The organism is Paraburkholderia sp. LEh10 (genome assembly GCF_017814945.1).
GTDB lineage: Bacteria > Pseudomonadota > Gammaproteobacteria > Burkholderiales > Burkholderiaceae > Paraburkholderia.
Genome location: NZ_JAGIPX010000062.1, coordinates 1 through 14,691 on the forward strand (window position 1 = coordinate 1; position 14,691 = coordinate 14,691).

A 14,691-nucleotide genomic window follows, 5' to 3' on the forward strand; every position below is an offset into this window, starting at 1 on the left:
AGATTGAACTGGTCGACGTTCACGCAGCCCGGCACGACGCGGATGCGCTCGGCGGGAATGCCGTAGCGTGATGTGAGGATCCTGCCGAATGCATCCGACAGCACGATCAGCCGCGACGAACGCGCATACACGGCCTGCTCCAGGTAACGCTTCGCGCGCTGACCAAGCGAATCGGCGCCCTCGACATGGCTCTCGTCGGCCCACGGCCCCTGAAAATGCGAGACCTGTGGAATGCCGCGCGTCACGTCGAGCCCCGGAAACGTGTAGAGCGCGAAATGCGACGAGATCACGTCGGGACGCCGCTCGCGAATCTCGCGGCGCAACGCGCGGCGCGCGGCCATCAGGCGCAGCGGCAGCGATTGCGCGGCGGAACCGAAGCCCTGGATCGCGCCGTTGGTGTCCTGCGCGACACGCTCCGAGCCCGCGACGACGCCGCGCACTTCGACGCCCGCGCCCGGCAGCGCGCCGATCAGCGAGTAGTACATGCGGTCGAGGCCGCCCGCGCGCTCGGGAAACCAGTGCATGCCGATTTGCAGCGACTTGATGGAACGAGTGGTCATGGGTGTGCCTTCCTTGTCGTTGTCGATTGCGCAGTGACGCCTTGCGTCACGCGGTCCGCGCGTTGCGGACGGGTCAATGCATTCGAGATGTTCGAGACGTTCGACGCCAGCGTGTCGTTGTCGTTGCGCCTGTTCGCGCGGCGCCCGTCTTCACGCTCGTCCATGAGCTGGCGATACAGCGCGATGTACTGCTGCGCCATGCGCGCCCAGCCGAAGCCCGTCGCGAGCTCGTTGGCCGCGCGGCCCATCGCGCGGCGTGCTTCATCGTTCGATGCGAGCTGCGCGACGGCTTGCGCGAGCGCCTTCGGATCGTCGGGATCGTCGAGCACGATGCCGCACTCGGGCGTGATGATCTCCGCCCCACCCGCCGTGCGCGCCGTCACGACAGGCAAACCCGCCGCCATCGCTTCGAGCAGCGACAGGCTCATCGCTTCGTAGCGCGACGGGAACACGAATGCATCGACGGAATGCATCAGCACGGGCATTTCCTTGACGAGCCCCAGAAAATGCACGCGATGCGCAATGCCGAGCGCCTTCGCTTCATCGGGATACGGACTGCCCGGCAGATAGCCCGCCACCGCGATATGCACGTGCTCGGGCAAATGCTGCAATGCGCGCAGCACCGTGCCGAGGTTCTTGCGCGGCGTGCGCAGATCGCCGACGAAGAGCAGCAGGAACGTGTCCTCGGGCAGCCTGAAGCGCAGACGGTCGCCCTGCGCCGCCGCAAAGCCCTGCGTATCGACGCCGTTGTAGATCACATCGAGCCGGTTGCGCGGCGTGAGCCCGATCGCGGCGATCTCGGCGGCGACCTTCTGCGACACGGCCGTGATCACGCGCGAACGTCGATACGCCCAGCCTTCGAGCACGGCATTCGCGCGCGTATAGACGAACTGATACGCGGACCACAAACCCTTGCTCAGGCCGAACGGGTAGTACTTGCTCCTGTACCAGCCGCTATGGACGAAGTGCGCGGTGTTGACGTCCGCTGACATCCACGTGATGAAGCCGTTCACGTGCAGCACGTCGTATTCCGCGCGATGCGTGCGCAGCCACCACGCGCTTTTCAATGCGAACACCTGCTGGCGCAGCAGATTGGTCGGCCAGAAGCGGCCAATCCTGATGGGCGCCCAATGCACGAGAGGATGCGCGAGCAACTCGGGCGCGACATGCGAGGCAACCAGCGTGACCTCGATGTTTTCTTCGAGCGCCGCGCGCGCGATTTCGTGATTGACACGGCCCTGCCCGTCGTTATGACGCACGACATGCGTGACGATGGCGACTCTCAATCAGTGGCCTCCATGAAAGAATGAATGGCGGCGCCCGTTCAGCTTCTGCCAGTGCGCCGCGGAAAGAATCGAAAACGCGCCCATGAAGAGCAGCAGGCCGCCCGTGCCGACGAGCGAATTGGTGAACACGAGCATCGCGAAGATCGCGAGCGACAGCGACAGCGAAGCCGACGCGAACTTGTCGTCGCGCAGCCGGAACGACGCGCGCAGCGCGCGCACGAGCAGCCAGATCACGCCTGACATGTAGAGCAGTGTCCCCGGCCAGCCGAGCACGAACGGAATGTTCATCACGCCGCTGTCGAAGTTGCCGTACTGGCCGAGCTGGCCGCCGTCGTTCGACAGCTTCGTCGACGTGCCCGTCGCGCCCAGCCCCTCGCCCGTCACGTCGGTGAACGCGGTCTTCGCGAAGCTCGCGTAGAACTCGTTGCGCGCGGCGTAGCTCTGGTCGTCGTGCAGATTGACGATGGTATCGAGGCGCGCCTGCATCCGTTGCGCGACAGGGCCGATGGCGAGCAGCGGCACGCACAGGCCCGCGAGCACGATCGCGCTCGCGACGATGCGGATGCGCACCTTGTTGTTCGACTTCACCAGTTGAATCAGCATCGCGATCACCCAGCCGCCCCACGTCGAGCGCACGAGCGAAAGGCAAAAAGACAGGAAGCCGAATGCGCCCGCCATCCAGCGCACGCGATGGTTCGCGGCCATCACGTAGACCATCGCGCCCATCATCGCGAGCGCGAACGGGCCTGACGAGTTCATCGTGCTGAACACGCGCACGCCGAACGGCACAGGGTCGCCCTGCGAGTTCATCTGCGAGCCGAGCATCCACAGCGCGTCCCACTGCGGCATGATGAAGAACTGCACGAGCCCGTAGCCGCCCATCAGCAGCATGCCCCAGATGAACGTGTTGACGATGGTCTCGCGGTAGTCCGGGTACTGCCGCGAGTGCGCCATGATGTGAAAGCCGATCAGGATCGGATAGACCCAGTTCGCGAGGTCGTACAGGGCGGCCAGCGGGCCGCTGGAGACGACGCCGATCATGAATGCATACCCGAGCCCCGCCAGCATCAGCAGGACGGGCAAACCGCGTTTTTGCGCGAGCACGGGGTAGAAGCGGATCAGCGAAAGCCCGCTGATCATCGTGACCGCGAGAGGCGCGACCTGGATCAGGCTGGTCGGCGTGAACGCGCCCTTCGACCAGTCGGCGAGACGCCGCACCTCCGGGCTCAAAAACCACAGCCACCACATATAGCCGACGTATTTCGCCGGGCTCTTGAAGTACAGCCAGAAGCCGACGGCGATCGACAGCACCGGGAACGCGAGCGTGAGCACCGTGCCCTGGTGCGCGACGATCAGCATCGCCGTGATGAGCCACAGCAGCGCGGGCGGCAGCCACTCCTTGCGCTCGCGTTTGACGTCGCGTGCGGCGCTGTCGATGCCGGCTCGTGCAATCGACGACATCGCTTACATCCCTCCGCGGCTTTGCGACGGCACCCGCGCGCGGGCGTTCGCGTTGGCCTTGGCCTGCGGCGCGGCGTCGCCCTGACGCTGGCCGCGGAGGGTCGTTTGCGCTGTATGCGTCGTTTGCGTCGTGTGCGCCGTTTGCGCCGCTTGCATCGTTTGCGCGCGGCGGCGCAGCAGATCACGCGTGATCTTCACATGCTGTTGCGCGTAGTGCTGCGTCGTGTGATCGCGCGACAGGAGCTGCGTCGCGGCCGCCTGCGCCTGTTGCAGCGCCTTGTCGGGCGACGTCGCGAGACCTAGCAGCGCATCGCGCAGTGCGCCGGCGTCGAACGGCGGCACATAGGCGGCTGCACGCGCCGAGAAATAGTCCTGCAGTCCGCCGACGTTCGTGACGACCATTGGCTTGCCGACAGCCGCAGCCTCGAGCATCACCGTGATGCCGGACGCGTGCGAGTTCGGCCGCAGCGGCACGACGATCACATCGGCCCAGTCGTACAGCTCGCGCTGCTTCTCGAGGCCGGCCGCGGGCGCCACATGCACGTTCAGCGAGCGCAGCGAACGCGCAATGCGCCTCCGCGTCGCGAGCCGCACGGCAAAGCGTGGATCGTTGCCGACGGCCTTGACGAGCGTTTCCCAGTCGCGGTCGCGATCGTTGCCGATGGCCGCGATGCGCAGCGGCGTGTGCGGCTGCCATTCCTGCGGCGGCTGCACGGGAAAGTCGCGCGTGTTCAGGCCATAGAAAAGCTGTGTCGCGTCGCGTCCGAAGAATTCGCGGCACAACTGGGCGTTGTCGCGCGCGAGCGTCGTCAGCAGATCGGCGCGTGCGACCAGCTTGCGATAGAACCAGCGGCGCATGAGACCGTAGTCCCGCCACTTGTCGAGCAGCCACACGCTTTGCGCGAGCAGCAGCGGCGGCGCTTCGCGCCTGCCGCTCATCAGCAGCAGGAGCGCCACGGACAGCCATTCCTGTTCCGTATGCGTCCAGATCACGTCAGAGCACAAGATCGCGTCGCGGTTGCGCAGCGTATGCAGCAGATCGAAGCCGAGCATTGCCTTCAGCGCGCGGCGCACGAGGCGCACGGGCCGGCTTTCCTTCACATCCTGCGAATACGTCAGCTGGAACTCGTCCGATTCGGCATGGTGATAGCCGTACAGGCAGCCGATGTTCTCGCCCTTGCGATAGAAGCGCGGATCGGCGCCATAGAAGAGGTGCACGTGGACCTTCGTCGTCATGCGTGCACCCCTTTGCCCGTACCCGTGCTGCCATTGCGCGCGAACGCGCGGCGCGCCTCGCGCGCGCCCATGCGCACGGCGCGCCAGCGTGCGAGCCGAGTGAGTCCCTGTTTCGATGTCAGCGCGAGCAGCGCATGCGCGGCGCCCGGATAGACGCGCGTGCCGACGAGGGCATACCACCACCACGCTACCTCCCGATGCACGGGCGGCAACTGCTCGCGCAAGATCAGATGCAGGTTGTACGCGGCGTTGCGCACGGCCATCATCGACTGCGCGTCGCGGCCGTCGTCGTCGAAACGCTCGGCGGGGAAATGATCGACGGCCACGCGCGGATCGTAGACGAGCTTCCAGCCCGCGTTCTTCACGCTCATGCTGAACGCCATGTCGTTGTGGACCTGCGCGCCGGCGCCGCGCAGGCGGCCGTCAAAGCGGATCGTGCGGATCGCGTCGCGCCGGTAGCTCATGTTGGCGCCCTTGAGCATATCGACTTCGCGTGCTTCGCCCACGCCCAGATGATGATTGCCGATGATCTTGCCCGACGCCGTCATCTTGCCGACCAGAAAGCGCGAGCCGTCGAGCACGCCGCCCTTCTCGTGCACCCAGTCGCGTCCGCCGAGCGCGCCAAGCCTCGGGTCGCTTTCGAACGCCGCGCCGATGCGGCGCAGCCAGTCCGCGTGCGGCGCCGCGTCGTCGTCGGTGATCGCGACCACGTCGCCCGTCGCGGCATCGAGCCCGCGGTTGAGCGCGGCCACCTGGCCGGGCACCTCGACGGGCGCGAGGTTCAGCGGCAATGCGCCCGTCACGAGGGGATCGCGCAGACACGCATGCGTTGCTTCATCGTCGGGGCGCGCGACCACCACGACCTCGTCGGGCGTGCGCTCCTGCCTCTGCAAGGCCGCGAGACAGCGCGCAAGATCCTGCGGGCGGCGATATGTCGGCACCAGTACCGTTATTTTCATCCTGTACTCTCCGTAGCTTGATTGACGGCGCATGGGCGTTGCGTGCGTCGCAGGCAAGGCCCGACGCGCCAGTCAGGTGCTCAGGTATTCCTGCACGGCCGCGTAGCTGCGGTCGTAGTTGCCGCGCGCGCGCGGCGGCATCGCGTTGAAGATCGCGCCCTGCACGTGCACGCCCGCCGAATGCAGGCGCTTGAGCGCATCGGCGATCTCGCCTTCGCTGTGCATGCCCGAGCGCACCACGAAGAACGTCGAGCCCGCATAGCCGCCGATGATCGACGCATCGGTGACGGCGAGCACGGGCGGCGTGTCGATCAGGATCACGTCGTAGCGCTTCGCGAGGGCTTCGAGGTATTGCGGCAGGCGCGGCGACATCAGCAGTTCGGATGGGTTCGGCGGACGGCGGCCGCACGAGATGAACGACAGGTTGTCGATCTCCGTCGCGCGCACGGCTTGTTCGAGTGAAACCTGGCCGCTCAGCAGTTCCGACAGGCCGTTATCGAGCGAGCCGCCCAGATGTTTTTCGAGCGCGCCGCGCCGCATGTCGCCGTCGATCATCAGCACGCGCTTGCCCGAATTGGCGAGCAGCACGCCAAGATTGATCGTCAGGAAGCTCTTGCCGACGCCGGGCATCGGGCCCGTGAACATCACGATGCGGTTGCGCGCGTCCTGCAGCGTGAACTGCATCGACGTGCGCAGGCTGCGCAGGCTTTCGATGCACACGTCCTTCGGCTTCGCGTTCGCGAGCACCGCGCGCTGGCGCGTGCCGCCGCGCAGCGCGGCGTTTTCGAGCAGCGCCTGCTCGGCCGACAGCGGCACGAGACCGTAGACGGGCAGATGGAACGCCCGCTCGACCGTCTCGGGGTCGTCGATGCCCTTGAACATATTGCGGCGCAGGAATACCAAGCCCGTGCCGACGATCAAGCCGAGAATCGTCGCAGCCGACAGGATCAGCGCCTTCTTCGGCTTGATGGGCGAGCCGGGACGCAGCGCGGCGTCGATGATATGCACGTTGCCGCCCGTGCCCGCCTTCTGCACCGAGAGCTCCTGCACGCGGTTGAGCAGCAGCACGTAGATGTCTTCCGCGACCTTCGCGTCGCGCTGCAGCTGCACGGCCTTCACTTCCGTCGCGGGCAGATCGCGAAAGCGCTCCGCGTACCTGGTGCGCTGCGCCTGCAGCTCGGACATCTGCTGCTGCGCGGCCTTGATCATCGGGTGATCGTCGCCGTAGCGCTGTTCGAGCTGCGCGATCTGCAAGCGCAGCGCCGAGATCTGCTGCTCGTATTGCACGCTGCCTTCCAGATAGACCTTGGCCTCGTCGCTCGCGTTGATCGAGCCGCTCTTGCTCTGATACGCGGTGAGCGCGGCTTCCGCGCGTTCGAGATCGCCCTTCAGGCGCGGCTCTTCGCTCTTCAGGAAGTCGAGCATCTTGCTTGCGTCGGCCTGCTTCGTCTTGATGTGCTCGTGCAGGTACGACTGCGCGAGCGCGTTGGCGACGACGGCCGCATGCTCGGGGTTCTGGTCTTCGAGGGAGATCGAGATCACGCCCGTCTGCTTGCCCTGCTCCTGCACATTGATCGCCGCCTGGAACGCGCCGATCGCATCGAGGTCGTTCGCGCGCATCACGGTGAACTGCGTGCCCGGCCGCGCGACGAGCCTGTTGACGAGCAGCGTCACGCCGCCGCCCTGCGCGGGCGCGCCGGCCTGGCCGCGCAGCAGCAGATCGCCGTCGGGCGACATCAGCGTATAGCGTTCGTTGTCGAGCGCGGTGAGGATCAGCTTCTTGCCTTCGAGCGCGGGCGTCACATCGATCGAATCGACGTCGGCCACTTCGCCGCCCCATGCATACGAGCCGAGGCCGAGCCACGGCTTCGCGGGCCGGCCCGGCGTCGCGACGCGCGCGGCGAGGCTGCCGAGAATGGGGATCGTCTTCGGCGTCACCGAGAAGTTCAGCTTCAGGTCCTGAACCACGGGCGCGACGACGCCCCGGCTCTTGATCATTTCGATCTCGGCGTCGGTCGGGATGGTCGTCTGCCCCGTCGAGATCGTCGCGCCCGTCTGCGTCTGCGTGAGCGCCTGCGACGTGTTATCCGACGTTTCCACGCGCACGTGCGCATCGGCCGAATAGACGGGCTTCGCGACATAGCAGTAGAAGCCGGCGATCGCGACGATGGTCGCGGCGATGCCGATCAGCCACCAGACGTCGTCGATGATCACCTGCAGCAGTTGGCCGAGGACCACGTCCTCTTCTTCGGTTCTGGTCTTGATGGCCAGATGGGGATTCGCTTGAGTGCTCACTTGGGTACTCGCTTGGGTGCTCGCTTGCATGCTCAGGGTTCTGACCCGGACAGGGCCGCCGACGGCCCCGGCGCGTTGCATCGGCTCGTGTTCCCGATGCGAAGCGCCGGATGGCCAGCGGCGGTTCGGGTATTTCAATCGCGGGCTTAGCGCGTCAACTGCTTCAGGTAGAACAGGGTCTGCACCGTCGGCAGCACTTGCTGTAGCACGCGGTTGAACGTCGTCGATGCAGCCGTGCCCACGTACACGACGTCCATCGGCTGCAACTGGAATTGCGACGACAGCATGATCGCGTCGGGCTGCGTCAGGTCGAGGCGATACACGTCAGGCGTGGTCGGCTTCTCTTTCATGCCGCGCATCACGTAGATCTGGCGCGGATTCGCGTCGGTATCGAGAATGCCGCCCGCCTGCGTGAGCGCATCGGCGATCGTCAGGCGGCCCTTCATCATCGTCACGGGCGCCGGCGTCTTCACCTCGCCCATCACGAAGATGCGGCTGTCCGAGCGGTCCGGCACGTTGATGATGTCGCCCGGCTGCAGCATCACGTTCTGCGTGGTGTCGCCCTCATCGAGCATGCGGTTCGCGTCGAGCACATAGAGCTTGTTGTTGCGCGTGAGGCGCACGCGCTGCAGGTCGGCGGAGTCCGTCGAGCCGCCCGAGCGCGTGATCGCGTCGACGAGCGTGAGCGGCACGTCGGACAGCGCAAGCGGCCCCGGCGTCTTCACGTCGCCCGTCACCTGCACCTTCTGGCTGCGGTACGACAGCACGCGCACATCGACCTGCGGATTGCGGATGTACGGCACGAGCTTCGTGGCCAGTTCGTCGCGGATCTGCGCCGTCGTCTTGCCCGCCGCGCGGATGCGGCCGACGAACGGGAAATAGATCGTGCCGTCGTGCGCGACCGTCTGCCCGTAAGGGTCGGCCTGGCCCGGCAGCGCCTGCGTATACGGCTGCTGCAGCGCGCCGCCGAGCGTCTGCGTCGTGTTGCCGCCCGACGACAGCGTGCTGCCGTTGGGTGTCGTCAGCTCCGGGTGATCCCAGACGGTGATGCCGAGAATGTCCTGCGGCGCGATGCGATAGACGTACTGCGTCGGATCGGCGAACGGACCCGGCGGCGGCAATACCTGCGGCGCGGCTTGCGCCTGTGCCTGCTGCGCGACGAGCGCGCCGTCGATCAGCTTGACGGGATAAGTCTCCGTCGGCTTGTTCTGCTGGTCTTCCTTCAGGCGCGACGTGTCGAGGTAATTCCCCGGCGCGCTCGCGCATGCCGACAGAAAAGTCGTCAGCACAATAGATAACGTGATATTTCGCTTCAGCATATTTTGTTCAGCCATCCCATGACCAGATGTTCGATGTGCGCGAGGCTGTCGCGGTAGACGTCAAGCTCCTGTCCATGTGGATCGACGACATCCGTGTTCTCCCACTTGCCGAGCGGATAGACCTTGCCGCGCGAAGTGGGATCGAGCGCTTCCACGTCTTTCACTTGCCGCTGTTCGGTGACGAGGATCAGATCGGCATCGCGCACGCTCTGGCCGTCGAGCCGCCGTGCGCGATGCGCGCCGCTTTCCACGCCGCGCTCTTCGAGCAGGCGCCGCATCACGGGGTCCATGCCGTAGCCGTCGATCGCGCGCAAGCCCGCCGAGCGAAACGCGATGCGCTGTACGCCGCGCGCCTGCTGACGCGAGCGGAACAGCCACTCGGCAGCGGGCGAGCGGCACACGTTGGCGTGGCAGACGATCAGGACGTTCGCGAACATGGGCGGTCTCGTTCGACTCGATGAGGCCTTGGGGATCAGAGCGCGGCGGCGAGCGATGCAACGCCGGAGCCGAGCGCTTCCAGTGGCGCATGCGGGCGGCCGATCGCGTGATACTCGATGCCGAGCTCGCGCATCGAGTCCGGCTCGTACAGATTGCGGCCGTCGAAGATCAGCGGCGTTTTCAGCAGGGTCTTGAGGCTGTCGAAGTCCGGGCTCTTGAAGACCTTCCAGTCGGTGAGGATCACGAGCGCGTCGGCCTGGTCGGCCGCCTGCATTTCCTCGTCGGCGAACGTGAGGCGCGCGAGCTGTTGCGGCTTGCCTTGCAGGTCGAGCGCGAACACGCGCTTCGATTCGTCGACGGCAACCGGGTCGTAGGCGACGACCTTCGCGCCGCGCGAAAGAAGCTCGGCGATCAGCGGACGGCTCGGCGCTTCGCGCATGTCGTCGGTGTTCGGCTTGAACGCGAGGCCCCAGACAGCGAACGTGCGGTCCGACAGGTCTTCGCCAAGACGCGCGACGATCTTCTGCGCGAGGATCTTCTTCTGCGTCTCGTTGACGGCTTCGACGGCTTCGAGAATGCGCAGGCCGTGACCCATTTCGCTACCCGTGCGGATCAGCGCCTGCACATCCTTCGGGAAGCACGAGCCGCCGTATCCGCAACCCGCATACAGGAAGTGGTAGCCGATGCGCGGATCGGAGCCCATTCCGCGGCGCACGGCTTCGATATCGGCGCCGACGCGGTCGGCGAGATTCGCGAGGTCGTTCATGAACGAGATGCGCGTCGCGAGCATCGCGTTGGCCGCGTACTTCGTGAACTCGGCGGAACGCACGTCCATGTGCAGCGTGCGCTCGTGATTGCGATTGAACGGCGCGTAGAGGCGCTTCATCAGCTCGCGCGCCTTTTCGCCGGGCACGTCGTCGTCGCAGCCCAGGATGATGCGGTCGGGCCGCGTGAAGTCTTCGACGGCCGCACCCTCTTTCAGGAACTCGGGGTTCGAGACGACCGAGAACATCTGCTTCAGGCCGCGCGCATCCAGCTCTTCCTGCACGGCTTGCGCGACGCGGCGCGCCGTGCCGACGGGCACCGTCGACTTGTCGACGATCACCTTGAAGCCCTTCATGTGGCGGCCGATGTTGCGCGCGGCCGCGAGCACGTATTGCAGGTCGGCGGAACCATCCTCGTCGGGCGGCGTGCCGACGGCGATGAACTGGATGTCGCCGTGCGCGACGGCCGCTTCGATATCCGTCGAAAACTTCAGCCGCCCGGCCTTGCGGTTGCGCGCGATGATTTCCAGCAGACCGGGCTCATGGATGGGCACGCCGCCGTTGTTCAGCACGTCGATCTTGCGCTGATCGACGTCGAGGCAGAATACGTCGTGGCCGATGTCTGCCAGACAGGCGCCCGTCACGAGGCCCACGTATCCGGTTCCAACGATCGTCAGGTTCATGAATTACACCTCGGAGATTGAATGGTTCAGTGAATGCGGAACGCCCGGCGTTCCGCCTGGTTGGCGCGCCGCGTCGTTCAGTACGCGTTGCTGCCGACGAAGCCCTTCCAGAACGTCAGGCCCACGATCTTGATGTCGAGCCAGAAGCTCCAGTGCTGCATGTAGTACAGATCGAGCTTCACGCGGCCCATCATCTTTTCGACGCGGTCGGTTTCGCCGCGATAGCCGTTGATCTGCGCCCAGCCGGTGATGCCCGGCTTGATCCGGTAGCGGTGCATATAGCCCTTCACCAGATCCTTGTAGATGTCGTCGTGTTCGAGCGCGTGCGGACGCGGGCCGACCACGGACATCTCACCGCGCAGCACGTTGATGAACTGCGGCAGTTCGTCGAGGCTCGTGCGGCGCAGGAACGCGCCGACGGGCGTGATGCGCGGGTCGCGGCGCGTGGCCTGCGTGAGCTTGCCCGCTTCTTCCGTGTGGACCTTCATCGAGCGGAACTTGAAGATCTCGAACTCGCGACCGTCGATGCCCTTGCGCCGCTGCCGGAAGAACACGGGCCCCGGCGACGACAGCTTGACGGCGGCCGCGATCGCGAGCATCAGCGGCGCGAGCGCCGTCAGCGCGGCGAGCGCGAACAGACGATCGAACACGCGCTTGGGCAGCACGCGCAGATCGGTGATCGGCGACGCGGCGAGATTGATCGCGGGCACGCCGAGCAGATCGACCATGGGCTGATTGAAGAGCGTGAGGCTTCTCACATCCGGAATGAAGCGGATGTTCACGAAGTCGTTGCGGAACTCCATCACGAAGCGATGGATGACCTTCTCTTTCGACATCGGCAGCGCCATCCACAGCTCGCGCACCGAGCGGCGGCGCATCTCGTCGATCATCGCCGCGTAGTCGCGCTGCACGGGCACGCCTTCGATCGCTTCGGGCCCGTCGGTGTCCTCATAGTGGCTGCGGTTATCGTCCTCGTCGTAGACGACGACAGGGCTGAAGCCCGCTTCGGGACGGCTGCGCATCTGCTCGATCAGAAACTTGCCATACGGCGCGCCGCCGACGATGGCCACCCTCTTCTGGTTGTAGCCTTCGCGGCGCAGGCCGCGCAGCACCGCGTGCACGCCCGCCTTCGTGACGATCAGCAGCACGACGGTCGCGCTCGCCCAGTACGCGAGCCACAGCCGCGACAGCATGTCCGCGCGGTGCAGGCTGAAGCTCATCAGGATGCCCGTCACCTCGACCATCAGCCAGCCCATCGACACGCGCCACAACAGGTCGTACAGCGGCTTGCCGCGCCACGACTGATAAATGCCGAGCGCCGGAAAGAACAGGATCACGAGCAGGCAGTCGAATGCCAACGACACGCTCTGCATGTCGTCGAGCCACACGAAGCGCCCGTCATGCACGGCCGACGCGATGAGCGCGCCGAGCGCGACCACGCCGATGTCGATGATTCTCGATAGAACGCTCAGCATCTGCTGCACCTCGCCTTGTCTGTCAGTTCAATCAAGTTCTATCCACGGTTCATTGAAAAATGCGCGCTGTTTGCCTGCCGGTACTTCGCGCGATCGCTATTCGGGCATTCGCCGTTTTTACGCCGATGGGTGAATACCCTTCTACAAGCCTAGATAAGGCGGCATTAAAATTCAGGCTGCAATACGGCAAAAAATATCAAAATGTTTCGACGCTAATTACGTCATTTTTTCTGCTTTTATTCGGTAATTCTTGCCGAATTATGCGGCTTGCACTGGTTCGCGGGCTCTGCGAGCGACCATTTGCGTGTGTGCCTGCCGCTTACCACGGCGAATATTTTTTCGCGTAGTCCGCACAGGACATCGCATTCGACGCATCGCATAGTGTCATGTCAATTTTTATCCGATTTATTTTTTAATTTTTCATGACTTGCGAAAGTCGTCTTTGTGGTTTTTATGGAATTTGCTATTCGAATTATTCGATAGAAATTCAATGCTGATTTATTGACGCATTACGACGTGATAAAAACGAAGCCATTCCCCCCGCTTCGAGGAGTTATCACCATGACTGCTACGGCGTCCGCCGTCGACCATCGACAGGCGAACCAGAACCGTCTGAACGTCAAGCTCAAGGTTCATCCCGTGATACTGGCCGGCGGCTCAGGCACGCGTCTGTGGCCGATGTCGCGCGAACAGCATCCGAAGCAGCTGATCGGCCTGCTCGGCGAGGACTCGCTGCTGCAATCGACCACGCGCCGGCTCGACGGACTCGATGCCGGCTACCCGGTTGCGGAGCAGCTGGTCGTCGTCTGCAATGAAGAGCATCGTTTCACGACGGCCGAACAGTTGCGCGTATGCGGCAAGCCAAGCCGGCTGATTCTTGAGCCGTGCGCGCGCGACACGGCGCCCGCGCTAACCGTCGCGGCGCTGTCGGTGCTCGCCGAAGACCAGGACGGCATCATGGTCGTGATGCCCGCCGATCATGCCGTCGCCGACGCGCAAGGTTTTCATGCAGCCGTCGCGGCAGGCGTGCAGCACGCGGCGAGCGGCCATATCGTGACGATGGGCATCGTGCCGTCACGCGCGGAAACGGGCTACGGCTATATCCGCATCGGTGCATCGCTGGCCGCCGGCGACACGGCGAGCGAGCACACGATCGACGCGCATCAGCTCGACCGCTTCGTCGAAAAGCCGCACTATGAGCTCGCGCAGCACTACGTCGAGTCGAAAGAGTACTGGTGGAACAGCGGCATTTTCATTCTGCGCGCATCGACGTGGATCAAGGCCGTGCGCCACTTTGAGCCGGCGATCCATGAAGCCTGTGAAGCCGCGCATACGCAAGGCACGGCCGACGGCGACTTCTTCCGCGTGCAGCGCGACGCATTCGGCGCGTGTCCGTCCAATTCGATCGACTACGCGGTGATGGAAAAGCTCGGCAACGACACGTCGGTGTGCTCGGGCGTCGTCGTGCCGCTCGATGCGGGCTGGTCGGATGTCGGCTCGTGGGATGCGATCTGGGACATCCTGCCGAAGGACGATGACGACAACGTCGGCCGCGGCAACGTGATGTTCGAAGGCGCCGCCTCGACGTTCGCACATTCGGAGGGCCGTCTGATCGCGTGCGTGGGCACGCAGGACCTCGTCGTCGTTGAAACGGACGACGCGATACTCGTCGCCGACAAGAACAGCGTGCAGGACGTGAAGAAAGTGGTCGGCCGTATCCGCGACGCGCATGGCGCGCAAGCCGTAAACCACCGCAAGGTGCACCGTCCCTGGGGCCACTACGATTCCGTCGATACGGGCGAGCGCTTTCAGGTGAAGCGCATCGTCGTGAAGCCGGGCGCGCAACTGTCGCTGCAAATGCATCATCATCGCGCCGAGCACTGGATCGTCGTGCGCGGCACCGCGCTCGTCACGCGCGGCGAAGAGCGCTTTATCGTTTCCGAAAACGAGTCGGCTTATATTCCCCTCGGCGTCACGCATCGACTCGAGAATCCGGGCAAGATGCCGCTCGAAATCATCGAGGTGCAGTCGGGCTCGTATCTCGGCGAAGACGACATCGTGCGCTTCGACGATACGTACGGACGCCGCTAGCCACGAACGCAAACGGCGGGCGCTGCCCGCCTTGTTCGCGGCTCTTCGATGCGGTTTGCTCGTGCTTCGGGGGTCGACGTGTCTGATGGCCGCAAGCTTGCTCTGGCCACGACGTTGAACATCG

General features: G+C 64.9%; 11 protein-coding genes. 1 reads left to right on the top strand and 10 read right to left on the bottom strand.

From position 1 onward, the window contains the following. The 10 genes from J8I87_RS34465 to J8I87_RS34510 form a co-directional block, all read right to left on the bottom strand. The coding region (locus tag J8I87_RS34465; RefSeq protein WP_209936751.1) for a glycosyltransferase family 4 protein at positions 1-560 on the bottom strand (560 nt) is incomplete at its 3' end. Then, positions 557-1,846, bottom strand: a complete 1,290-nt coding sequence (locus J8I87_RS34470) for a glycosyltransferase family 4 protein (protein ID WP_209936752.1) — start codon at positions 1,844-1,846, stop codon at positions 557-559. The genes J8I87_RS34470 and J8I87_RS34465, both read right to left, overlap by 4 nt. After that, entirely contained in the window at positions 1,847-3,307 is a 1,461-nt protein-coding gene (locus tag J8I87_RS34475) for a glucose-6-phosphate isomerase (protein WP_209936753.1), read from the bottom strand. It abuts the gene before it with no gap. A 3-nt stretch (positions 3,308-3,310) separates the two neighbouring features. Next, positions 3,311-4,543 carry a glycosyltransferase family 4 protein gene (locus J8I87_RS34480; protein ID WP_209936754.1) on the bottom strand — a complete coding sequence of 411 codons (1,233 nt, stop codon included), beginning with the start codon at positions 4,541-4,543 and terminating at the stop codon, positions 3,311-3,313. Further along, a complete protein-coding gene (locus J8I87_RS34485) occupies positions 4,540-5,502 on the bottom strand; it encodes a glycosyltransferase family 2 protein (RefSeq protein WP_209936755.1) in 963 nt (320 codons plus the stop codon). The genes J8I87_RS34480 and J8I87_RS34485 overlap by 4 nt, the downstream gene beginning before the upstream one ends. Before the next feature lie 72 nt (positions 5,503-5,574). After that, entirely contained in the window at positions 5,575-7,797 is a 2,223-nt protein-coding gene (locus J8I87_RS34490) for a polysaccharide biosynthesis tyrosine autokinase (protein WP_409518861.1), read from the bottom strand. 146 nt (positions 7,798-7,943) lie between these two features. Next, positions 7,944-9,116: a polysaccharide biosynthesis/export family protein gene (locus J8I87_RS34495; protein WP_209936756.1), complete on the bottom strand. Its 1,173-nt coding sequence runs from the start codon at positions 9,114-9,116 to the stop codon at positions 7,944-7,946. Next, on the bottom strand, positions 9,110-9,553 hold the full coding sequence (locus J8I87_RS34500) for a low molecular weight phosphotyrosine protein phosphatase (protein ID WP_209936757.1): 444 nt from the start codon (positions 9,551-9,553) through the stop codon (positions 9,110-9,112). The genes J8I87_RS34495 and J8I87_RS34500 overlap by 7 nt, the downstream gene beginning before the upstream one ends. Before the next feature lie 35 nt (positions 9,554-9,588). After that, the gene (locus tag J8I87_RS34505) at positions 9,589-11,001 is read right to left on the bottom strand and encodes a UDP-glucose/GDP-mannose dehydrogenase family protein (RefSeq protein WP_209936758.1); all 1,413 of its coding nucleotides are present in this window, start codon (positions 10,999-11,001) and stop codon (positions 9,589-9,591) included. Positions 11,002-11,078: 77 nt separating this feature from the next. Then, on the bottom strand, positions 11,079-12,476 hold the full coding sequence (locus J8I87_RS34510; RefSeq protein WP_209936759.1) for an undecaprenyl-phosphate glucose phosphotransferase: 1,398 nt from the start codon (positions 12,474-12,476) through the stop codon (positions 11,079-11,081). A 561-nt stretch (positions 12,477-13,037) separates the two neighbouring features. Here J8I87_RS34510 and J8I87_RS34515 point away from each other — a divergent pair. Then, a complete protein-coding gene (locus tag J8I87_RS34515) occupies positions 13,038-14,567 on the top strand; it encodes a mannose-1-phosphate guanylyltransferase/mannose-6-phosphate isomerase (RefSeq protein WP_209936760.1) in 1,530 nt (509 codons plus the stop codon). Positions 14,568-14,691 lie beyond the last annotated feature (124 nt).